This window comes from Streptomyces sp. NBC_00258 (assembly GCF_036182465.1).
In the GTDB taxonomy this organism is placed as follows: Bacteria; Actinomycetota; Actinomycetes; order Streptomycetales; family Streptomycetaceae; genus Streptomyces.
Window position 1 is genome coordinate 5,734,039 of the sequence record NZ_CP108081.1, and the last position, 21,101, is coordinate 5,755,139.

At 71.3% G+C, this 21,101-nt stretch carries 17 protein-coding genes; 8 read left to right on the forward strand and 9 right to left on the reverse strand.

Annotated elements, in window-relative coordinates; genetic code table 11:
* Positions 1-61 precede the first annotated feature (61 nt).
* Complete coding sequence (locus OG718_RS25375) at positions 62-1,573, forward strand: class I adenylate-forming enzyme family protein (protein ID WP_306938658.1); 1,512 nt, start codon at positions 62-64, stop codon at positions 1,571-1,573.
* Here OG718_RS25375 and OG718_RS25380 read toward each other — a convergent pair.
* Both OG718_RS25380 and OG718_RS25385 read right to left on the reverse strand, forming a co-directional pair.
* Positions 1,552-2,064, reverse strand: coding sequence for an EF-hand domain-containing protein (locus OG718_RS25380; RefSeq protein WP_328845249.1), 513 nt, complete (start codon positions 2,062-2,064; stop codon positions 1,552-1,554). The genes OG718_RS25375 and OG718_RS25380 overlap by 22 nt on opposite strands.
* 176 nt (positions 2,065-2,240) lie before the next feature.
* Positions 2,241-2,615, reverse strand: a complete 375-nt coding sequence (locus OG718_RS25385; RefSeq protein WP_143639781.1) for an STAS domain-containing protein — start codon at positions 2,613-2,615, stop codon at positions 2,241-2,243.
* Positions 2,616-3,027: 412 nt separating this feature from the next.
* Between OG718_RS25385 and OG718_RS25390 the strand changes: the two genes are divergently transcribed.
* Positions 3,028-3,591 carry a sigma-70 family RNA polymerase sigma factor gene (locus tag OG718_RS25390; protein ID WP_143639780.1) on the forward strand — a complete coding sequence of 188 codons (564 nt, stop codon included), beginning with the start codon at positions 3,028-3,030 and terminating at the stop codon, positions 3,589-3,591.
* Positions 3,588-4,937 carry a zf-HC2 domain-containing protein gene (locus OG718_RS25395; protein WP_143639778.1) on the forward strand — a complete coding sequence of 450 codons (1,350 nt, stop codon included), beginning with the start codon at positions 3,588-3,590 and terminating at the stop codon, positions 4,935-4,937. The genes OG718_RS25390 and OG718_RS25395 overlap by 4 nt, the downstream gene beginning before the upstream one ends.
* 212 nt (positions 4,938-5,149) lie before the next feature.
* Here the strand turns inward: OG718_RS25395 and purU are convergent, their stop codons facing one another.
* Positions 5,150-6,016: a formyltetrahydrofolate deformylase gene (gene purU, locus OG718_RS25400; protein ID WP_143639777.1), complete on the reverse strand. Its 867-nt coding sequence runs from the start codon at positions 6,014-6,016 to the stop codon at positions 5,150-5,152.
* 147 nt (positions 6,017-6,163) lie between these two features.
* Positions 6,164-6,664: an SCO4402 family protein gene (locus OG718_RS25405; protein ID WP_143639775.1), complete on the reverse strand. Its 501-nt coding sequence runs from the start codon at positions 6,662-6,664 to the stop codon at positions 6,164-6,166.
* Between the two features lie 117 nt (positions 6,665-6,781).
* Between OG718_RS25405 and OG718_RS25410 the strand changes: the two genes are divergently transcribed.
* Positions 6,782-8,077: an ABC transporter substrate-binding protein gene (locus tag OG718_RS25410; protein ID WP_143639774.1), complete on the forward strand. Its 1,296-nt coding sequence runs from the start codon at positions 6,782-6,784 to the stop codon at positions 8,075-8,077.
* Between the two features lie 58 nt (positions 8,078-8,135).
* Here OG718_RS25410 and OG718_RS25415 read toward each other — a convergent pair whose 3' ends face one another.
* A complete protein-coding gene (locus OG718_RS25415) occupies positions 8,136-10,334 on the reverse strand; it encodes a hypothetical protein (RefSeq protein ID WP_143639772.1) in 2,199 nt (732 codons plus the stop codon).
* Positions 10,335-10,548: 214 nt separating this feature from the next.
* A complete protein-coding gene (locus tag OG718_RS25420) occupies positions 10,549-11,934 on the reverse strand; it encodes a transcriptional regulator (protein ID WP_143639771.1) in 1,386 nt (461 codons plus the stop codon).
* A gap of 380 nt (positions 11,935-12,314) precedes the next feature.
* On the opposite strand from OG718_RS25420, the gene OG718_RS25425 reads away from it, so the two are divergent.
* The 3 genes from OG718_RS25425 to OG718_RS25435 all read left to right on the forward strand — a co-directional run bounded on the left by OG718_RS25425 (position 12,315) and on the right by OG718_RS25435 (position 15,602).
* The gene (locus tag OG718_RS25425; RefSeq protein ID WP_143639769.1) at positions 12,315-12,974 is read left to right on the forward strand and encodes a bifunctional DNA primase/polymerase; all 660 of its coding nucleotides are present in this window, start codon (positions 12,315-12,317) and stop codon (positions 12,972-12,974) included.
* A 208-nt stretch (positions 12,975-13,182) separates the two neighbouring features.
* On the forward strand, positions 13,183-13,977 hold the full coding sequence (locus tag OG718_RS25430; RefSeq protein ID WP_143639768.1) for an ABC transporter ATP-binding protein: 795 nt from the start codon (positions 13,183-13,185) through the stop codon (positions 13,975-13,977).
* Positions 13,974-15,602 (forward strand): transporter, encoded by a 1,629-nt coding sequence (locus tag OG718_RS25435; RefSeq protein ID WP_306938664.1) that lies wholly within the window; start codon positions 13,974-13,976, stop codon positions 15,600-15,602. Before OG718_RS25430 ends, OG718_RS25435 begins: the two co-directional genes overlap by 4 nt.
* A 121-nt stretch (positions 15,603-15,723) precedes the next feature.
* On the opposite strand, the gene OG718_RS25440 is transcribed toward OG718_RS25435, so the two are convergent.
* Positions 15,724-16,656, reverse strand: coding sequence for an alpha/beta fold hydrolase (locus OG718_RS25440; RefSeq protein ID WP_143639765.1), 933 nt, complete (start codon positions 16,654-16,656; stop codon positions 15,724-15,726).
* Positions 16,657-17,322: 666 nt separating this feature from the next.
* Positions 17,323-18,015 carry a metal-dependent transcriptional regulator gene (locus tag OG718_RS25445; RefSeq protein ID WP_107015407.1) on the reverse strand — a complete coding sequence of 231 codons (693 nt, stop codon included), beginning with the start codon at positions 18,013-18,015 and terminating at the stop codon, positions 17,323-17,325.
* 283 nt (positions 18,016-18,298) lie between these two features.
* Between OG718_RS25445 and OG718_RS25450 the strand changes: the two genes are divergently transcribed.
* On the forward strand, positions 18,299-19,054 hold the full coding sequence (locus OG718_RS25450; RefSeq protein ID WP_306938666.1) for an SIS domain-containing protein: 756 nt from the start codon (positions 18,299-18,301) through the stop codon (positions 19,052-19,054).
* Positions 19,055-19,293: 239 nt separating this feature from the next.
* Here the strand turns inward: OG718_RS25450 and OG718_RS25455 are convergent, their stop codons facing one another.
* On the reverse strand, positions 19,294-20,700 hold the full coding sequence (locus OG718_RS25455) for a PAS domain-containing protein (RefSeq protein WP_328845250.1): 1,407 nt from the start codon (positions 20,698-20,700) through the stop codon (positions 19,294-19,296).
* Positions 20,701-21,101 lie beyond the last annotated feature (401 nt).

Sequence of the window (21,101 nt, forward strand, 5' to 3'; positions counted from 1 at the left end):
GCACCGAGCCCTACGCTCTCCAGCCAATCTGACTACCCGTCAGCTGTGAGGAGTACGGGCCATGACGACGGACACCGCACACGCACTGGGCGCCTCCCGCACCTTCTGGGAACTCGTCGAGCGCCGCGCCGCGCTCACCCCCGACCGCCCCGTCCTCCTCCAGGACGACCGCACGCTCACCTTCGAGGAGCTGCGCGCGGGCGCGGAGCGGACCGCGGCCGGCCTCCACGACCTGGGCGTACGCCCCGGCACGGTGGTCGCCTGGCAGTTGCCGACCCGCATCGAGACGGTCCTGCTCGCGATGGCCCTGGCCCGGCTCGGGGCGGTCCAGTCCCCGGTGATCCCCTTCTACCGGGACCGCGAAGTCGCCTTCGCCGTACGGGAGTCGGGGGCCGCTCATTTCGCCGTACCGGGCGAGTGGCGCGGCTTCGACCACACGGCGATGGCCGAACGCATAGAAGCACCCGGCATCTTCGAGGCGTACGACTCCCTACCCGAAGGGAACCCATCCGCCCTCCCCCCGCCCCCAACCACCGGCACGGACGTGCGCTGGATCTACTGGACCTCGGGGACGACGTCCGACCCCAAGGGCGTACTGCACACGGACCGTTCGCTGATCGCCGGCGGCTCCTGCCTGGCCCACGCGCTGCATCTGTCGGCCGACGACATCGGCTCGATCGCGTTCCCCTTCGCGCACATAGGCGGCCCCGACTACCTGGTCATGCTGCTGCTGTACGGGTTCCCGGCGGTCCTCTTCGAGAAGTTCGCGCTGCCGGACGCCCTGGAGGGCTATCGCAAGCACGGGGTGACGGTGGCGGGCGGCTCGACGGCGTTCTACTCGATGTTCCTGGCCGAACAGCGCAAGCAGCCGGACAGCAGACTCATCCCCACCCTGCGCCTCCTCGCGGGCGGCGGCGCACCGAAGCCGCCCGAGATCCACCACGCCGTCGTACGGGAGATGGGCGTCCAGCTGACCCACGGATACGGCATGACCGAGGTCCCGATGATCACGATGGGCTCGCCCGACGACTCGGTGGACAACCTCGCGACGACCGAGGGAAGGCCCCCGGAGGGCATGGAGATCCGGATCGTGGACGGAGAGGTACGCCTGCGCGGAGAGGCCGTCTGCCAGGGCTATCTGGACCCGGCCCAGACGGCGCAGGCCTTCGACGAGGACGGTTTCCTGATCACGGGAGACCTCGGCCGCCTCACACCCTCCGGCCATCTCGTCCTGACGGGCCGTCTGAAGGACGTCATCATCCGCAAGGGAGAGAACATCTCGGCGAAGGAGATAGAGGACCTGCTGCACCGCCACCCGGCGGTCGGCGACGTAGCGGTGATAGGCCTGCCGGACCCCGAACGCGGCGAGCGGGTCTGCGCGGTGATCGAACAGCCGCCTGACGCCCCTCGGTTGACCCTCTCCGCCGCAGCCGACTACCTACGCGCGGAAGGGCTGTCCGTGCACAAGCTGCCGGAGCAGCTGGAGGTGGTGGACGCCCTTCCGCGCAACGAGACCCTGCGGAAGGTGCTCAAGTACAAGCTCAGGGAACGCTATTCGGGCACCGTGAAGTAGCGGGCGAAGGCGCTCACGATCTCCGGCTCGGTGACCCGGCCGTCGGCTTCCGTGTCGAGCGCACCGGCCGCGGCGGTGGCGACGGTCTCGGGCGCGCCGAGGGCCTTGAGGGCCCGCGCGATCTCGTCGACGGTCGCCGCCGTGTCCCCGTCGCCGTCCGCGATGGCGAGCGCCGCGTCCAGGAAGGGGCGGGCGATCTCGGCGAAGCGGTCGGGGTTGTCCCGCAGCCGCTTCACCGCGCCGCCCACGAACTCCTCGCGGGTGATCCGCTGGTCGCCGTCCCGGTCCGCTATTCCGGCCATGCCCTGCCAGAAGGCCTCCGCGCCGATGTAGAGGGCCTGGCCCTTGTCGGACCGGGCCGTCGTGCCGAACTCGGCGAGCAGCGCCTTGGTCGCCGCGTTGAAGTCCTCGCGGTCGATATAGCCGTTGCCGTCCTGATCGAAGGTGGCGAACCGGGCGGCGATCTTTCGCTCGTACTCGGTGCTGACCATGTCTTTTCGGGCCGCCTTACATCACGTGGGTACGTCTGGCAGGGAGCGTACGACGACCGGGGCCCTCGGGGAGCGGGAAAACGACGCTTGTGCCAAGACCGGGGAAATACCGCGACAACCGTGTCGCGGAGTTACGGGACGATCTTCCCCTCCACACGACCCGCACGTGACGCGAATCACGCCGACAGGGAATCCGGTTCGTCGTCGACGGCGGCGTCGACATCGGGATACACGTCGAAGAGCCGGCGCACACCGAGGGCACCCAGCACCCTGTTGACGTGGGATCCGTCCACGGCGCCCTGCGCGGGAAGGATCAAGCGGAGGCGCCCCTGACAGGAGCGGAGGAGCCGCCGGGTCGCGATCAGCACCCCCACACCACTGGAGTCGCAGAACAGGACTCCGGAGAGATCGAGGACAACGCTGTGCCGCCCGTCGGCCACGGCGTCGTGCACGCGCTGCCGCAGCACCGGTGACGTCACCAGATCCATCTCGCCCGACACCCGGAGCACGACCCAGCCGCGCTGCTCGCCGTCGGTCACCCTGAGCGTCACGCGCCTGCCCCTCGCTCGACGTTGTTGGACCCTGACGGTCCGACGACGTCGGACCCGGAAACGGAACCGGAAGTGGTCCTGTCATTTCCCTGGTGCGCGGCTGCCCCACCCTCACTCCATGAAACACCGGATGCAGAATCGAAGCGTGCCCCAGTTGGGCTGTTTCGGTCGAGAACGGTCTAGTACGGTCGATCCTGATCGGGCCAAGCCACGGCAGACACACGCACACCGTGAGGAGCCGCACGCACAGCGTGATCGGGGCACTACCATCCGCAGCTCCGCGAGGGGCGCGCATTGCCACAAAGGGGCGTGCGTTGTCAGGGGTGCCGACTACATTCGGGAGGAAGCCGGAGAGGAGAATCCGGTGGACACAGGGACAGGCGCACCGCACGACCGGGGGTGAGGGGCCCGCATGACCAAGAAGGACGCGCCGCCCCGCTGGGACCGCAAGATGCAGCAGCGGCTCGCACGCGGGGAGGCGGCCGCGCTCGGTGAGTTCTACGACCGATTCGCTTCGCTCGTGCACGGCCTCGCCCATCGCGTGCTCGGAGACGACCGGGCCGCCGACGGCGTCACACGCGAGGTCTTCGCCCATGTCTGGGAGAACCCCGAGGCGTACGACCCCAAACAGGGCCCCCTGCGTTCCTGGGTCGCCACGCTGACCCACCGCCTCGCCGTGCAGCGTCTGCGCGCGACGGAGACCGCGGCGCTCGCCCACGACGGCTCGGGCAGCACCGAGGAGCTGGAGCGCAAGGTCCGCCGCGCCTCGGTGGCCGCCCGCGCCGACTACATCGTCACGTCGATGCCCGCCCCGCTGCGCGCGGCCCTGGAACTCGCCTACTTCCAGCGCCGCGACTACCGCCAGACCGCCGCCGACCTCGGCGTCACCGAGGACGAGGCCCGCCGCCGGCTGCGCCTGGGCCTCCAGCTCCTGTCCACGGCCCACGACACGGGCCGGTCCGGGGGTGCCCGATGAGGGGCATCGAGGCGCACGACAGTTACGGCGAGCAGCCGGACCCGGAGGACCACAACGGCCGGGCGGGCCCCCACAAGGACACCCCGCCCCCGGAGAACGGCCCGGGCGGACCGTCGGGCCCGGAACCCCCCGAGCCCAGCACCTCCCGCGCCCCCGACGAACCCCCGCGCATACCCATGCCACGCTCGTCCGTCGAGGACACGGGCCTCCCGCTCCCCGAGCCGGCCCCGGCCCCCCTCTTCCTCGAACACCGGGTGCTGAAGGCCCTGCTCGGAGCCTGGGCCCTGGCCGCCTGCTCGCCCGAGGAAGCGGCGGCCGTCGAGGACCACCTGGGCACCTGCGGCGCGTGCGCGGACGAGGCCCTGCGCCTGCGCGACGCGGTGGGCCTCCTGCACCCGCCGGAGAGCCTCGACCTGGACCCCACCCTCCGCACCCGCGTCCTGGAGAGTTGCCTGGACCGCCGCCCGCCCCGCATCCCGGTCCCCGAATGGGCAACTCCGTACGACGCGGAGACGGCCCGCCTGGACGCACTCCTGCAGGACATCGGCGACGCGGAGTGGCACGCTCCCGTACGCCTGCGCTGGTTCGAGGGCGACGAACAGACCAGCCGCCGCACCACCGTCGCGGGCGTGATCGCCCACCTCCTGACCGTGGACGGCCTGGTAGCCCTGACCCTGGGCCTGGACGACCCCCTGGAAGCCCCCGCAGAGACCCCCACCCCCGCGGCCCGCACAGAAGCCTTCTGGACCACCTCGCACTTCCCGCCCACCCGTTCCGTACGAGCCCCCTGGCGCGAGCAGGCCCACAACCTCGTCCGCACGGTCGCCTTCGCGGGCGGCGGCTCCGGCCGCCTCCCGGTCTCATACGGCGCCTTCGAACTCCCCCTGCGGGACTCGATGCTGGACCGCGCCTTCGAGACCTGGGTCCACGCGGGAGACATCGCCGAGGCGGTCGACTACCCCTACGAACCGCCGTCGCCCCGCCACCTGCACGCCATGATCGACCTGGGCGCCCGTATGCTCCCCACGGCCCTGGCCGCCCGCCGCCAGGCCGGCCTCGCCGCCCCCGGCCAGACCCGCCACCTGGTCCCGGCCGGCACCCCAGGCCGCAGCCTCCGCCTGGAGATCGAGGGCGTGGGCGGCGGCGAATGGCTCATCCCCCTGGACTCCCCCGCCGCCCTGCCCTCCCCCGACCACGAGGTGGCACACATAGCCCTGGACGGCGTCGAGTTCTGCCAACTGGCCGCAGGCCACGTGCCACCCGAGGAAGCAGCGGCGGGCCAGCTAGGAGACCGCGAGGCGATCAGAGACGTCCTCTTCGCAGCAGCGTCACTGAGCCGCATGTAGCGCGCAAGCCCCCCGGCCCGCGCCCGCCCCACGCACGGGAGCGGGCCGTGCCGGTACGTCGAAAGTCCGCCGCATACGGCTCCTCCGGGAACGGTCCTCCTCGAAAGCCAACAGCCGTACACCCCGCCGCGGCGGACTCGACGTACCGGCACGGCCCGCTCCCTCACGACGAGACAGCCGCGACGCACCTCAGCCGAAAACGACGGCCGGCTTCAGTCGAAGACGACGGTCCGCCGCCCGTTCAACAGAATCCGCCGCTCCGCATGCCACTTCACGGCCCGGGCGAGCGCCTGACACTCCACATCACGCCCCACAGCGACAAGCTGCTCCGGCGTGACCTGGTGCCCCACCCGCTCGACCTCCTGCTCGATGATCGGCCCCTCATCAAGATCGGCAGTCACATAGTGCGCGGTGGCACCGATCAGCTTCACACCGCGAACGTGCGCCTGGTGGTACGGCTTCGCGCCCTTGAAGCTCGGCAGGAACGAGTGATGGATGTTGATGATCCGCCCGCTCAACTGCTTGCAGAGATCATCGGAGAGCACCTGCATGTACCGCGCGAGCACGACCAGCTCGACGCCCTGCTCCCGCACCAGCTCCAGCAACTGCGCCTCGGCCTGCGCCTTGTTGTCCTTGGTGACCGGAATATGATGAAAAGGCACATCATACGAAGCCACAAGTTCAGCAAACTCCGTGTGATTGGAGACCACAGCCGCAATCTCGACGGGAAGCGCCCCGATCCGCGCCCGGAACAGCAGATCGTTCAGGCAGTGCCCGAACTTGCTGACCATCAGCACGACCCGCATCCTGTCCTCGGCCCGGTGGATCTGCCACTCCATCTGGAAGGAGTCACCGATCGCCGCGAAGCTGGCCCGCAGCTTTTCCACCGTCACCGGCGACTCCGCCGAGAAGTGGACCCGCATGAAGAACAGCCCCGTGTCATGGTCACCGAACTGCTGACTGTCCTCGATGTTGCACCCGGTCATGAAGAGATAACTCGACACGGCGTGCACGATGCCCTGCTTGTCAGGACAGGAGAGCGTAAGGACGTACTGCTCGGACACGGACTGCTCGTTCATGCCCGCCAGGGTCCCATAAGTCGAGCCGCACCCAACGACACGTCCCGCCCATCGGACTGAGGGCCGAGCCCCGCCAGGGGCGCGGGGAACGGCGCGACAAGCCCCCACGGTGCCGCACGTACAACCAGACCTCAGCCAGGCCGGACCTCAAGCCGACCGAGTCATGATCCGCAGAATCTCAAGCGTCCGAGGCGGCACATCGGGATCCTCCCCGTCGCTCGCCGCCATCCGAACGTGCGCATCCCGGGCGGCCCGCACGGCCTCCGGCCACCCTTGATGTTCGAGATAGACGGAGACAGCGGCATCAGGCCCCACCTGATGCATGATCCGCAGCACCCGAAGCACGGCGGAATCGACGAGCGCCGCCTCCTGCGAGTCCCGGAAGATCGTCCCCACGTATTTCTCGGCGGACCAGTTGTCCAGCCAGGTGTCCTCGACGAGGCGATAGACGGCGTCGGTAACATCCCCGTACCCGTCGACCCCCGCGAGCCAGACCCCTCGCTGGAACTCGGTGTCGGAAAGCATGTGCAGCGCGGAGCGCACATTGCTGCGCCAGCGCCACCACGGCATGTCGTTCAGTGGCATGCCGCCCATGGTGGATGAGCGACGCCCGCGACGGGAAGAGTTCTCCGAACCTTGCACGGTCACCGATCGTACGTTCTCGCCGATTCGCCCCACCCCGCACCCCGGTGTTCACCTTCTGGTCACCGAGCGTTGACCGTGGGTCACACCGGCCGTAGCGATGTGACGGAATCGTGCGTGTCCATGACCGGCAGGCGACGCACCCGCACCTTCCTCCCCGCCCACCATCGTCCCGCCAAGGCCAGAGCGCTGTCCGCGGGCGCGTTGGCGGCGTGTGCGTCGATAGCCGTCGGATGCGGTGTCGTCCCCGGTACCACGGGGGGTTCCGGGGACGACCCGATCACGGTCATGACGTGGGCACCCGAGGAGACCAAGGCGACCAACAAGCCGGGCATGCCCGCCATGGCGCTGGCGTACGCGCGCTGGATCAACTCCAAGGGCGGCATCAACGGCCGCAAGCTCAACGTCCTCACCTGCAACGACCACAACGACACGGTGTCCGCCGCCAACTGCGCCCGCCGCGCGGTCGACGAGAACGTCGTCGCGGTCGTCGGCTCGTACAGCCAGCACGCCCGCTCCTTCTTCTCCCCGCTGGAAGCCGCCGGCATCCCGTATCTCGGCGGGTACGGCGTCACCGACGACGAGTTCACCAGCCCGCTCTCCTACCCGGTCAACGGCGGCCAGCCCGCCCTCCTGGCCGGCCTCGGACAGCAGCTCGCCAAGAACTGCGGCCCCGTCACCCTCGTACGCCCCGACACGATCGCCGGCGACGAGCTGCCCGTCCTGCTCGACTCCGGCCTGAGCGCCGAGGGGCATTCGGCCGCCGTCGACCAGCGGGCCGCCGAGGACGCCACGGAGTACTCGAACCACGCCGACCAGGCCCTGCGGCGGGTCACGGCGGATCCGACGGAGGAGGGATGTGTGGTGCCCGCGCTCGGGGACCGCACGGACACCTTCATGGACTCGTTCCGGCGTGCCCGCGAGGCGTACCCGACGGTGCGGACGGCGTCCGTGCTGGGCAGCGTCGACCAGTCGGTGATCGACGCGACGGGCAGCGCGTACGAGGGCTCGTACGTCACCGGCTGGTACCCGGCGTCGCGCGACAAGCGGTGGAAGCCGATGCGCGCGGTCATCCGCGAGGAGGCCTTCGGCGACAACCGGATCGACGAGTCCGACCCCGGGGTGCAGACGACCTGGGTCGCCTACACGGTGCTGAAGAAGGCCGTCGAGTCGCTGGGCGACGGCGAGGTGTCCTCTCGGACGCTCAGGCGGACGCTCGACGACGGCCTGAAGATCAACACGGGCGGGCTGACACCGACGCTCAGCTGGAGCTTCGACGATCTCACCGCGGCGAGCGGCTTCCCCCGGCTGGTCAACTCGGACGTGTCGTTCCAGGTGGTGCGCAAGGGCCAACTGGTCTCGGCCCGCAAGGGGTTCGTGAACGTGTCCAAGGTGCTGGAGGACACGGAAGCGTCCTGACACCGGCCGGCACCCACCGGGCGCCGGCACCCGCCAGGGCGGTGGTCGGCCGCGCCGGTCACAGCTGGCCGGGCTGGCGCTCCGTCAGTCCGTAGGTCTGGGCGATGGAGTTCCACAGCTTCGCGGCCTTGGCCTTCTGTGTGGTCGCGGTGCCGCTCTCCCGGTTGCCCGCCGCGGTCTGACCCGTGTTGCGGGCCTGGCCCTTGCGGCAGCCCTTCTTGCCCGCGGTCTGGTCGGCCCAGGCCGCATAGTGGGTGTCCGCCGCGGAAGAGGCCTTCCAGGCGCTGTTGAGCGCGGCGGTCAGCTGCGCGTGGTTCGGCAGCTTGTCGACCGAGAGGTCCGCGAGGCTGGTGACCAGGCCGTCGCGCTGCTTGGCCGCGTTGCGCAGGTCGGTGGCCGCCTGGCCGAGGTCGGCGCACTTGCGTACGTTGCCGACGGCCTTGACCACCGAGTCGCGGCTGTCGCCGCTGTCCGCCAGGAGCTTGTCCAGGGCCACAGCCTGCTCCTTGGCCGGGTCGGCGGACGCGGAGGCCGACTCGTCCGTGGCGGGCGCGGTGGCCGCCACCGTCTTGTTGTCGTCGCCCTTGTCGCCCCCGCCGCCACTGAGCAGGGCACCCGCGCCGATGCCGAGTACGGCGATGCCCACGCCGACCGCGGCGATCACGGGCACACGGGAACGGGGGCGGCCGCCGCGGCCGTTGTCACCGTCCGCCGCGCCTCGGCGTGCGCCGCGACCCTCGGGCGCGCCCGGGCCGCCGGGGGCACCCGGGGCGGCGGGACGGTTCGGGGAGCCGAAGCCGGCCGGGGCGCCCTGTCTCGCTCGCGGCTGGTCGACTCGGGGCAACTGCTGCGTGGAGCCTCCGGCGTCGGCCCGGAAGAGGTTGTCGAACTCGGCCGGCGGCTGCTGCTGCCGGTCCTCGGGCACGCCCGGGCGTATCCCGTACTGCGCCGCGCCGGGCTGGGCCGGTACGGGCGCGATGAACTGCGTGGGCTGGGCGTCGGGGTCGACGGCGGGAGGCAGGGGTCCGGCGCCGTTGCCTCCGGACGCCGGTCCCGGCCCGTCCGGCCGGACCCGGCCGAGGTACCGCGTGGATTCGGAGGACATCGCCGTGGGGGCCGCCCCCGCGGCGGGCATCTCGGGCGGCAGCGCTCCGGGGCCCACCGGGGGAAGGAGCTGTGTGGCGCCCTCGTCGACGGACGGCGCGGCGGGGACCGGCGGCAGGTACTGGGTCGCGCCCTCGTCCATGGCGGCGACGGGCGGCAGCGCACCGGCGCCCGCACCGGCACCAACGGGCGGCAGCGGCGCGGCAGTCTGGCCGCCGGGGGCGTACGGCGCGGGCATCTGGCCACCGGGAGCCTGCGGGTAGCCGTAGCCACCCGGTGTCTGCGACCCGGCGGGGCCGCCCTGCGGCTGCGGTGCCGCGTGGCCCGCGGGAGGCTGGGGCGCCGCCTGGCCGCCGTGGGCCTGCGGGTAGCCGTAAGCACCCGGCGCCTGTGACCCGGCGGGGCCTTGTGCGTGTGCCTGTGCGTTCCCGGGTGCGTACGGGCCCGGAGCCTGCGGGGCGCCGTACCCGTTGGTCGGCGCTCCCTCGTGCGGGAGAGGTGTCCCGGCGTTTGCCCCCTGCTGCGGCATGGAGCCCGCTCCGGCGGTCTGCGGCGGAATCTGGCCGCCGCCGTTCGGCGCCTGCTGGCCGCCCCACGGGCCGCCGGCCGTGCCCTGTGTCCCGTACTGGGCCGTCGGTTCTGCGTACTGCGACTGCTGGCCGGCGTAACCGCCCTGCGGACCGGAGCCCGGAGCCGACCCGTCCCAGCCCGGAGCCTGGGCTCCCGGGCCTCCCTGGCCTTCCGGTCCCGAAGCGGTCGCGCCCCAGCCCGACGGCTGTGCTCCCGCGTCCGGGGCCTGGGCGGTCCAACTCGAAATCTGCGGGGGCGCGTCCTGGGCCGGGGCTCCCGAAGCCGGAGCGGCCCCGCCCTGACCCGCGTGCTGCGCGCCCCAGCCGGGCGCCTGCGCACCCTGGTCCTGACCCTGGCCCGCATTACCCCATTCACCGGTCGGCGTCCAACCCTGCCCGGGCTCCTGAGAGGTCCCCGGGGCGGGTCCCGGACCCCACGGCTGGTCCCAGGCCTGACCGCCCGCCGGGATGGCGCGGTCGCCCGTCTGGCCCGGCAGGAGGGGCTCGCCGCCGTCGGACGGCAGCACGATGCCTTCGCGCGCGGGCTGCGCCGAGGGCTCGTCGCCCTGTCCGTTGTGCGTCACCGGGACTCCTACGAATGGGGGACCTTCGGAATCGTCGGTTCACGCTACCGGGTCCCCACAACCCGGTGCCACGCAGCACAGGTCGTGACGGCTGTCTCCGGGGGCGGCAGTAACGAATCCGCCCCCCAAGACGCTGTTTATGCCTCCTTTCGCCTCACAGCCCTCCGTTCACCCCGCGTTCACTCCCGCGTAGAGCACAGTCCCGTCCGGCGGATCAGGCCGCCGCCTGCAGGTCCATGCGCGCCCCGAACTCCCGTACCACCGGCTCGTCCCGGTAGGGCTCCAGGCGCTGTTGGAAGTCGTCCAGATACTCCGCCCCGCGGTTGGACCGCAGCGTGCCGAGCAGTTCGACCGCGCGCAGACCCGTGTGGCAGGCCTGCTCGACCTCGCGCTGCTGGACCTGTGCGGTGGCCAGCAGTACGTACCCGATGGCGCGGCGCCTCGCACGCGTCTCGGGGTGCCCGGCGAGGGACTCCTGCGCGCATCGCGCGGCCGCCTCCGACTGCCCGAGGTCACGGTGACAATGCGCCAACTCGTCGGCCAGATACGCCTCGTCGAAGTGCGCGATCCACCGCGGGTCGTCGCCGGAGTCCGGATCGGCCTGGTCCAGCGCCGCCACGGCGCGCCCGGACGCCGCCTGTGCCGAGCGCGCGTCGCCCATCAACGCATGCCCCCGAGCCTCCGCGGCGTGGAACATCGACTCCGCGCGCGGTGTGACCCGCCCGCGCGCCCCCTCCTGCGCCGCCCGCGCCAACTGCGCGATCTCCCGCGGATTCCCGAGCTGCGCCGCCAGGTGGCTCATGGAAGCGGCGAGCACGTACCCGCCGTACCCGCGGTCGCCCGCCGCCTGTGCGAGCCGCAGCGCCTGGATGTAGTACCGCTGCGCGAGCCCCGGCTGTCCGGTGTCGACCGCCATGTAGCCGGCCAGCTCCGTCAACCGCGCGACCGCCGCGAAGAGTTCACGCCCGACCGCTTCCCGGTACGAGCCCGCCAGCAGCCCGGAGACGACACTGTTCAGGTAGTGCACGACGACCGGGCGTACGTGCCCGCTGCCGTACTGGTGGTCGAGGTCGACCAGCGCCTGGGTCATCGCGCTCACCGCCGCCACGTCGGACTGCCCGACCCGCGGCCCGGCCGCACGCGACACCTGCGCGTCCGGTGAGGAGATCAGCCAGTCCCGGCTCGGCTCGACGAGCGCGGAGGCCGCGACGGACGAGCCGGACAGGAAGTCCCGCCGCCCCACGTCGCTGCGCCACAGCTCGCAGACCTGCTCGATCGCCCCGAGGACGGTCGGTGAGAACTGCAGCCCCACACCGGAGGCGAGGTTCTTGCCGTTCGCCATGCCGATCTCGTCGATCGTGACCGTCCGGCCCAGTTTGCGGCCGAGCGCCTCGGCGATGATCGCGGGCGCCCGGCCGCGCGGCTGCTGTCCTCGCAGCCAGCGCGCCACGGACGTCTTGTCGTAGCGCAGATCGAGACCGTGCTCCGCGCCGCACATGTTGACCCGGCGGGCCAGCCCTGCGTTGGAACAGCCCGCTTCCTGGATGAGCGCCTGCAGTCGTTCGTTCGGCTGCCGCGCGACGAGAGGCCTTGCGGCCATTGGCGTACCCCCTGTGGCTGCGGTGCCTGCCCACGCACCGAGTTGACGGTCCTCAGTGACCGGGACCTCCCGCACCCCTGCCGGGGAGCGAAAAGATCCGGCCTCGAAGATCAATGCCCCGCGGACATACCGAAGATGCGAGACATGTGAGGATTGCCGGGGTAAAGGCTGCTGCCCGCCCCTCCGGTGGCTACCCACCCCCCGCTGCCGCCTCCCATGCGCGCCCCCACAGATGCATCCATGCGCCCCACGTGTGGAATCGGTGCTCCTCCCCCGCGCGCGGGGGAAAAGAGGTGCAAGCCCGAAGGGTTTTCCCAAGAAGGGCGGTGGCGGGAGACGGGTGGGCGTAACCCCTGGTGGGTGCGGGAGTTGAGTTCAGCGTGGAAGAGACGATCGCAGGCACCGAGACCGCCCAGATCCCGAAGCAGCGAGGCGAATCGCTGCAGGACATCGCCGTGCGCTATGCCGAGGAGCGCCATTGGGACGTGTTCCCAGGCACTTGGCTGGAAGCTGCCGACGGGGTGCAGCGCTGCTCGTGCGGTGAGCCCTCGTGCGCCGTGCCCGGCGCGCATCCGGCGCGTGAGGACTGGGCGACGCAGGCCACGGGCAGTGCAACCGTCGCGCGTCGGCTGTGGGCGAAGCAGCCGTCGGCGTCGATCCTGTTGCCCACGGGGCGGACGTTCGACGCGATCGACGTCCCCGAGACCTCGGGGTTTCTCGCGCTCGCCCGGATGAGGCGGATGGAGCTGACGCTCGGCCCCGTGACGTGTACGCCGGATCGGCGGATGCAGTTCTTCGTGTTGCCGGGTGCCGCCGTGAAGGTGCCCGATCTTGTGCGGAAGCTCGGGTGGCCGCTTGTTTCTCTTGATCTGAATGTGCTGGGCGAAGGTACGTATGTGGCTGCGCCGCCCACGCGGTTCGGGGCTCGGGGGGCCGTGCAGTGGGCCTGTCGGCCGACTCCGGCGAATCGGTGGCTGCCGGATGCGGAGGAGTTGATCTCGCCCTTGGCCTACGCCTGCGGGCGGGACGCTCGTCGGTAGGGCGCCGTTCTTGGCTGGTGTGGTCTGCCGTCTGCGGGTGGGTGGGGGCTGGTCGCGCAGTTCCCCGCGCCCCTGGGTGGGTGGGGCTTGAGGTTGTGTGCCGTCTGCGAAGCCGCTTGGGCTGAGCGCACAGTTCCCCGCGCCCCTTAAAAGACTGCGCAGTTCCCCGCGCCCCTGAAGGGGCCCTGGCCCCCGTATCGTGCCCTGCATGACGGAGGGAGTGCGGGTGAGTGACGCGGTGGCCGTGCGGGTGCGGGGGCTCTGGAAGCGGTTCGGGGAGCAGGTCGCCGTCGCGGGGATCGATCTGGAGTTGCCCGCGGGGCAGTTCATCGGGCTGGTCGGGCCCAACGGGGCGGGGAAGACCACGACTCTGTCGATGGTGACCGGGCTGCTGCGGCCCGATCAGGGTTCCGTGGAGGTCGTCGGACACGATGTGTGGCGCGACCCCACCGAGGTCAAGGCCCGGATCGGCGTCCTGCCCGAGGGGCTGCGGCTGTTCGAGCGGCTCTCGGGGCGGGAACTCCTCGCGTACACCGGGCGACTGCGCGGACTGCCCGGTGTCGAGGTCGACAAGCGGGCCACCCAGCTGCTCGACGTGCTCGACCTGGCCGGCGCCCAGCACAAACTCGTCGTCGACTACTCGACCGGCATGCGCAAGAAGATCGGGCTCGCGGCCGCTCTGCTGCACAACCCGGAAGTACTGTTCCTGGACGAACCGTTCGAGGGCGTCGACCCGGTCTCCGCGCAGACGATCCGCGGGGTCCTGGAGCGCTACACCGCCTCCGGCGCGACCGTCGTCTTCTCCTCCCATGTCATGGAGCTCGTCGAGTCGCTGTGCGACTGGGTCGCCGTGATGGCCGCGGGCCGCATCCGCGCCCACGGCCCGCTCACCGAGGTGCGCGGCGAGGCACCCTCCCTCCAGCAGGCCTTCCTCGAACTCGTCGGCGCGAACGCCCGCGACACCGGCTCCGACCTCGACTGGCTGGGCGGCGGCGCCCGATGAGCACCACAACCGCCACGAAGGCCTCCACCACCTCGACCGCCTCCCTCACCCCCGTCGTCGTACGCCTCAAGCTGTCGCTGCTGCGCAACGGGCTGCGGCAGTCGTCGGGGCGGCGGGCCGTGTACGTGGCGTCGCTCGTCATCGTGCTGCTGTTCGCCGCGCTCCAGCTCATCGGGCTGATCGCGCTGCGCGGCAGCACCCACGCGATGACCGTGACGGTGCTGCTCACCGCCGTACTGGCGCTCGGCTGGGCCGTGATGCCGCTCTTCTTCTCCGGCGGCGACGAGACCCTCGACCCGACCCGCCTGGTGATGCTGCCGCTGCGCCCTCAGCCGCTCGTACGCGCGTTGCTGGTGGCCTCGCTGGTCGGCATAGGCCCGCTGTTCACGCTGTGCCTGCTCGTCGGTTCGGTCGTCGCGATGGCGCACGGGGCGGCGGCGTACGTCACCGGGGTCGTCGCGGTCGTCCTCGCGCTCCTGGTGTGCGTGGCCCTCGCGCGGACCGTCGCGACCGCCAACACCCGGCTGCTGACCAGCCGCAAGGGCCGCGACCTGGCCGTCCTGAGCGGTCTGGTGATCGCGGTGGGCGCGCAGGTCGTCAACTTCGGCGCGCAGAAGCTCAATTCGTCGGGCATGTCCACGCTGGACCCGGCGGCAGACGTGGTCCGCTGGGTGCCGCCCGCGTCGGCGCTCGGCGCGGTGGACTCCGTCAGCGAGGGCTCGTACGCCGTCGGTCTCGCCCAGCTCGCCCTGAGCGGGGTGGCCCTGGCGGTGCTGCTGGCCTTCTGGCAGCGGAGTCTGAACCGGCTGATGACCTCGCCGGACGGCTCGACGCTGCAGGCCGCCGAGCCCTCCCGGGACAAGGCGGGCCGCTCCTCCGGACTCGGCCGGCTGCTGCCCGCCGGGCGCACGGGCACGGTCATGGAGCGCAGCCTGCGGTACGTCTGGCGGGATCCGAAGACCAAGGCCGCGTGGGTGACCTCGCTCGCGATCGGTCTGATCGTGCCGGTGTTCAACGCGCTGCAGGGCACCGGCTCGATCTACTTCGCGTGCTTCGCGGCGGGCATGCTCGGCATCCAGATGTACAACCAGTTCGGCCAGGACACGTCCGCGTTCTGGATGGTCGCGATGACGATCTCGTCGACCCGGGACGCGTATGTCGAGCTGCGGGCACGGGCGTTGGCGCTCCTGGTGATCACCCTTCCGTACGCGGCCCTCGTGTGCGTCCTGACGACGGCGCTGCTCGGCGACTGGCGCTCGCTGCCCGAGGTGTTCGGCCTGTCGTTCGCGCTGCTCGGCGCGATGCTGGCGACCGGAGCCTGGTCCTCCGCCCGCTTCCCGTACTCGATCCCGCAGGAGAGCTACAAGAACGTCGCTCCCGGCCAGGCGAGCCTCGCCGGATTCTCGATCTTCGGCGGCATGATCGCGGCGGCACTGCTGTGCGCCCCCGTCATCACCCTCACCATCTGGCTGAACGTCTCGTCCGGCGGCGAGAACTGGACGTGGCTGCTGTTCCCGATCGGAACCGCCTACGGAGCGGCGATCGCCCTGGCGGGCCTACACCTCGCCGCACCGCGAACGGCACGGCAACTGCCGGAGATCCTCGCGGCGGTGAGCAAGGGCTGACCGCCCGGGGCGGGGCCCGCGCCCCGTTTTTCTGAGGGCGCGGGAAACTGCGCGATCAGCCCCCACCGGCTCGCGGACAATGGACAACCGCAGTTCAACGGCGCTCGATTTTCCAGGCGGCCTAGCGGAGCGCTTCGTCCAAGAAGGGCTCAACGGCCGCCCGCCACGCCTCCGGCTGGTCGTAGTGGACGAGATGCCCCGCCTCGGCCACCTCCGCGTACTGCCCGTTCGGCAGGACGCGGACCATCTCCTGGGACTCGGCCCGGCCGAGCTCACCGTCGAGGCCACGGACGACGAGGGCGGGGCACTGGACCTGCGTCAGCTCCTCCCAGTGCGCGTCGTACACCCAGGTCTCGCGGGACTTGAGCATCTGCTCCGGCTCGAAGACCGGCCGCCAGCCGTCCGGCGACTCGGCCATCACCTCGGCGTAGAACTCACCGCGCGACGGGTTCGGGCGCTCCACCCAGGGGTCGTCCTCGCCGAACCACTTCCGTACGTCGGCGAGTGTGGCGAACGGGACCGGCCAGGCCTTGAACCAGTTCTCCCACTCGCGCTGCGAGGCGGCTCCGAGCGCCGAGGCCCGCATGTCGCAGATGACCAGGCCGCGCACGAGGTCGGGGCGCTTGGCGGCGAGCTGCCAGGCGGTCAGGGCGCCCATGGCGTGACCGATGAGGACGGCCGGGCCGAGGCCCAGCTGTTCGAGGGCGGCCTCGGCGTCCTCGACGTACGCCCCGCGGGTGTAGGACGCCTCGGGCGGCTTGTCGCTCTGGCCGTGGCCCCGTTGGTCGAGTGCGACGGCGCGATGCCGCTCGGACAGCCAGCGGGCGGTGGGCGCCCAGTGGGATGCGCGGCCCATGAGGCCGTGCAGTAACAGCACGCCGGGTGCACGCTCGATCTCCCCGGACGCGGTCCCCGCCCCGGATCCCGCCCCCGTCGCGGAGGCGTCGGCCCTGAGGGGGTCGGCCCTCGGAGGATCGGTCTTGGGAGAATCGGCGAACTCCCAGGCGGCGAGGCGTACGCCACCCGCACCGCTCACGTCGATGCGCCGCACCATACGTTGGCACCCCCCTTGATCCGCTCGGCCGGGTCGTCCCGCACGAACCGGCCGGTCCACTCGTACCTCTGGTCGTACCGGTGCTCCTGCTGGTTCTTCCTGCGTAATCCGTAGTGGTTCCGTCACTCATACGCTATCGAATGCGCATTCGAAGATGGGGGTCTTGGCGGCAACACCCCTCCTTCGAGTGACCTCGCTCAAGGATTGACCGCCGCCGCCGAGGGGAGATCTTCAACGGGAGGCGGGCCGCTCGGGGAAAACGGTCCGTGGGGAATGACCCTGGGAGCTCGGGGCTCCGGGTCAGCACAGGGGAGGACAGGCCCCGGCGCCTCAGGGCGCCGGGGCCCTCCTCACGTCCGCGGCACATCCTCCCGCCCCCTCCCCGACCGCGCACCGGCGCCGCTGCCGCCACGGTCAAGAGCCCTCAGGTCATATGCCTCTCGCGACAGCCTCGCACGCAAACGGCCCGACCGCTGCGATTCCGCGCACTGAATCTTTGTTTCTCAGCGAACATCGAGGTGGGACAACTGGGTTATGTGTTACGGGAGTTGACGGCGGGTTCACGAACCGGCAGGACAGCACAAGGGCGCCCCCGAAGGGGCGCGGGGAACTGCGCGACCAGCCCCCACCGACCCGCGGACGAAGAACCCGCAGCCGAGCGGAGCGCTACCGCTTCGCGACGAAAACGTGGGACGCCACGTCCGACTCCAGCTCCGCCGCCTCACCACCACTGCCGACCAGCACCCCACCCGCGGACTCCGTCACACTGACGACGGACCCGGGCTGCACGCCCGCCCTCCGCAGCGTGTACATCAACTGCGCGTCCGTCTGGATCGGCTCACCGATGCGACGGACGACGACCGTCTTGCCGTCGAGCCCGGGGTCGAGATCGGCCAGCGACACCATGCCGGCGTCCAGGAACGGGTCCGCCCCGTCCTTCTCGCCCAGCTCCTCCAGGCCCGGGATCGGGTTCCCGTACGGCGACTCGGTGGGGTGACGCAGCAGTTCGAGCACGCGCCGCTCGACCGCCTCGCTCATCACGTGCTCCCAGCGGCAGGCCTCGGCGTGCACCTGCTCCCACTCCAGACCGATCACGTCGACGAGCAGACACTCGGCGAGGCGGTGCTTGCGCATCACGCGCGTGGCCAGCCGACGGCCCTCCTCGGTGAGCTCCAGGTGGCGGTCGCTGGCGACCGCCACCAGGCCGTCGCGCTCCATACGCGCCACGGTCTGGCTGACCGTCGGCCCGCTCTGGTCGAGCCGCTCGGCGATCCGGGCGCGCATGGGGACCACACCTTCCTCCTCCAGCTCGAGGATGGTGCGGAGATACATCTCCGTGGTGTCGATCAGTCCGGACATACGTGCCCCTCGATTAGCTCTGCCGGAGGCTGAGTGGCTCACCGGCGTGTGCGCTGGCCCTGGCACCAATTCTGACGCATCCCACTGACAACCGTGCCGCGCAGGTGAAACCGCGTGGTGACGAGTGCCGGCGCGAACGGCCGGACATGAGCTCGGCCGGGCGGGAACGGGGGCCCTCAGGACCCAGTGTCGCCCCTGCCGACCGTATTGACACAGCACTGGTCCAGACCGCAACGTGATCCGCGACACGACCGGAAGTGGACGGGGAGAGAGGGCTTCGCGCATGGGCGACAGCAAGCTGGCCGGGCAGTTCTTCGACGCCGCGATCGGCCTGCTGCAGCGGGTGCGGGACGAGGAGGCCGGGGCCGTAGAGGCTGCCGGGACGCTGATCGCCGACACGGTCGCCGACGGCGGGCGGCTCTTCGCGTTCGGCGCCGGGCACTCCTCGCTGGCCGCGCAGGACCTCGTGTACCGGGCGGGCGGCCTCGCGCTGATGAACCTGCTCGCCGTGCCGGGCGCCGTCGGTGTGGACGTCGTGCCGGCGACACTGGGCTCCGCGCTGGAGAGGGTCGACGGCCTGGCGAGCGCCGTCCTCGACACCAGCCCGGCCCGCTCCGGCGACGTACTCGTGATCATCTCCCTCTCCGGGCGCAACGCCCTGCCCGTGGAGATGGCGATGACCGCCCGCGCGCTGGGCCTCAAGGTCATCGGGGTCACGTCGGTCGCGTACGCCTCCGAGACGAAGTCCCGGCACACCTCGGGTACGTATCTGAAGGACCACTGCGACGTCGTCCTCGACTCGAAGATCGCGATCGGCGACGCCGAGCTCACGCTCGAATCCGTTCCGGCACCCTTCGCGCCCGCCTCCACCGTCGTCACCTCCGCCCTCCTCCAGGCGGTCATGGCCACCGCGGCCGGCACCCTCGCGGACCGCGGCATCGAGCCCCCGCTCCTGCGCTCCGGCAACGTGGACGGCGGCCACGAATGGAACGGCCGCGTGTTCGAGGAGTACGCGGACCGGATCTTCTACCGCCGTTGATCCTCCGGAGGGGGCGGTACTGAGCCTGCGGGCCGTCAGTGGCTGATCGCGCAGTTCCCCGCGCCCCTAAAAGAGACGGCTGCGCCCCTTCCAGCCCGCCCGGCAACTTCCAGCCCGTCCGGCGTTTGAGGACGAGCGCGGCAGCGCGATACGGGGGCCTGGGGGCGGAGCCCCCAGAAGGGACGGGAATGGGTAGGGGCGGCGGGGGCGAAAACCCCTGAGGCGAGCCCCGGCCCACCTCACCCCCTCCCCGCCAACGCCTCCCCCAGATCCAGCGCCGCCGCGATGCGAACGGCGACATCCTCCGCGTACGTGGCGTCGAGCCGCTCGAACTGCGTACGACTGGACCCACGCAGAAACGTGACGACACCCAACGTCCGCCCCCGACTGCGCAGAACCGCGCAGAGGGCATGCACGGAGTCCGCGGGCCACTGCCGGGCAACGGCCCACTCCCGCGCCCGCTCGGGCTCACTCGCCCCGGCGCCGGCCCGCGCCGCCCCCGCACTGGCCCGTACGGACCCGATCCGCTCCACACACTGGAGCGCCGGATGCCCGTCGGCGTACCGCACGGGCAGCCCCGCACGCCCCGCGGGAAGGCTCGGCCCCGGCGCCCCGGAGGGCGTCGCGGCGGCCCGTACGAGCCGGACCGGACCCTCGCCGTCGCGCACGGCACCACCGGCCACCCGGTCGATCAGCGCGTGATCGGCGAAGCCGGCCAGGGCGAAGTCGAGGTGGACGCTCGCCGCCTCCGCCGGATCCTCACACTCGGCGGCGGCACGCGCGGCCCGGTGCAGCTGGTTGGTCCTGAACCGCAGGAGCGCCGCCTCCTGCTCGGTCTGCTTGGCCTCGGTCACGTCCTGGAACAGCCAGCCCACCCCGAGCGGAACCGGCTCTTCCGCCAGCGGCGAGGCGAGCCGCAGGAAGCCACTGCGCCAGCACCGCCGCTGTTCGCCCTCGGCGGTCCGCACGGTCACCCACATCTCGGCGGGCGCGGGCGGAGCACCCTCCGCGAGGACGTGCGTGAGCGCGCTCTCCAGCTCCTCCACGCCCTGCGCGAGCAGCTCACCCAGGGGACGCCCCAGTACGGCCGTACGCCCCGCACCGAACGCGCGAGCCGCGTGCGCGTTGACGACGGCGGGCCGCAGATCGGCGTCGACGAGCACGACACCCCAGGAGGCGTCGTCGAACAACGCCTCGCTCAGCGCGATCGACCGCTCCAGATCGATCTGCGCGTGCACCTCGCTGAAGGCGCAGTACACCCCGGCCGGCTTCCCGTCGGGACCCGGCACGGCGGCCGACTGGGTCCGTACGAGCACCCGGCCGCCGTCCTTGGTGAGCAGCGCGAACTCATGAACCTGCCGTCCGGGCGCCTGCATCGAGGAGAGCAGCCGGCCCTCGACCTCCTCGGCGTCCGCGGGCCGTACGGCCCAGCCGGCGAACCCCTGCCGTCCGACCGCCTCGGCCGCGGTCCAGCCGAGGATCCGTTCCGCCTCCCGGTTCCAGTGCGTCACCACTCCGTCGGCGTCGAACGCGCACAGCGCCGCGTCCATCCCGTCGAGCAGAGCGGCGAGCAGATCGGCCCCGTCCCGCTCGGGCTCCTGCGGCCCGAGCTCGTCCGTGGTCCCACTACGCCGCGAAGCACTCACCTGGCACCCCCTGCAGGCCGTGTCGGCGTGTCCTGCGCGGTGTGCCCGCGCGTCTGATCACTCACTTCACTCACTACGAATCACTCACTAGGAATCATTCAACTCGAACGTGACGCAGCCCACATCTGGTTCCCACAAGATTGAGGAAATCGTTGTGTGCGGGCACTTCGGCATGCGGATCGATCTGCGGGTCCGTCCTGCGGCGGGTCCGCTGCCGGAGCCCTTGCCGGAGCCGCTGCCGGGTCGACGACGGTGGTCGTACGACTCCGGACCGTCGCCGTCCCGAAAAACAGTTGAGGGATGCGGATCCGGTTCCTAGTGTGTGTCGCACGCCGAAAGGAGGTGATCGGGTACATGTCTGAAACCCGGACCAGCGAGGTGGCTGCGGGCTAGCGGCCCGT

Coding starts and splice junctions, on each gene's coding strand:
- OG718_RS25395 (WP_143639778.1), top strand. CDS start 3,588: ATGAGGGGCATCGAGGCGCACGACAGTTACGGCGAGCAGCCGGACCCG.
- OG718_RS25380 (WP_328845249.1), bottom strand. CDS start 2,064: ATGGTCAGCACCGAGTACGAGCGAAAGATCGCCGCCCGGTTCGCCACC.
- OG718_RS25435 (WP_306938664.1), top strand. CDS start 13,974: ATGAGCACCACAACCGCCACGAAGGCCTCCACCACCTCGACCGCCTCC.
- purU (WP_143639777.1), bottom strand. CDS start 6,016: ATGAACGAGCAGTCCGTGTCCGAGCAGTACGTCCTTACGCTCTCCTGT.
- OG718_RS25430 (WP_143639768.1), top strand. CDS start 13,183: ATGACGGAGGGAGTGCGGGTGAGTGACGCGGTGGCCGTGCGGGTGCGG.
- OG718_RS25440 (WP_143639765.1), bottom strand. CDS start 16,656: ATGGTGCGGCGCATCGACGTGAGCGGTGCGGGTGGCGTACGCCTCGCC.
- OG718_RS25375 (WP_306938658.1), top strand. CDS start 62: ATGACGACGGACACCGCACACGCACTGGGCGCCTCCCGCACCTTCTGG.
- OG718_RS25450 (WP_306938666.1), top strand. CDS start 18,299: ATGGGCGACAGCAAGCTGGCCGGGCAGTTCTTCGACGCCGCGATCGGC.
- OG718_RS25420 (WP_143639771.1), bottom strand. CDS start 11,934: ATGGCCGCAAGGCCTCTCGTCGCGCGGCAGCCGAACGAACGACTGCAG.
- OG718_RS25445 (WP_107015407.1), bottom strand. CDS start 18,015: ATGTCCGGACTGATCGACACCACGGAGATGTATCTCCGCACCATCCTC.
- OG718_RS25390 (WP_143639780.1), top strand. CDS start 3,028: ATGACCAAGAAGGACGCGCCGCCCCGCTGGGACCGCAAGATGCAGCAG.
- OG718_RS25410 (WP_143639774.1), top strand. CDS start 6,782: ATGACCGGCAGGCGACGCACCCGCACCTTCCTCCCCGCCCACCATCGT.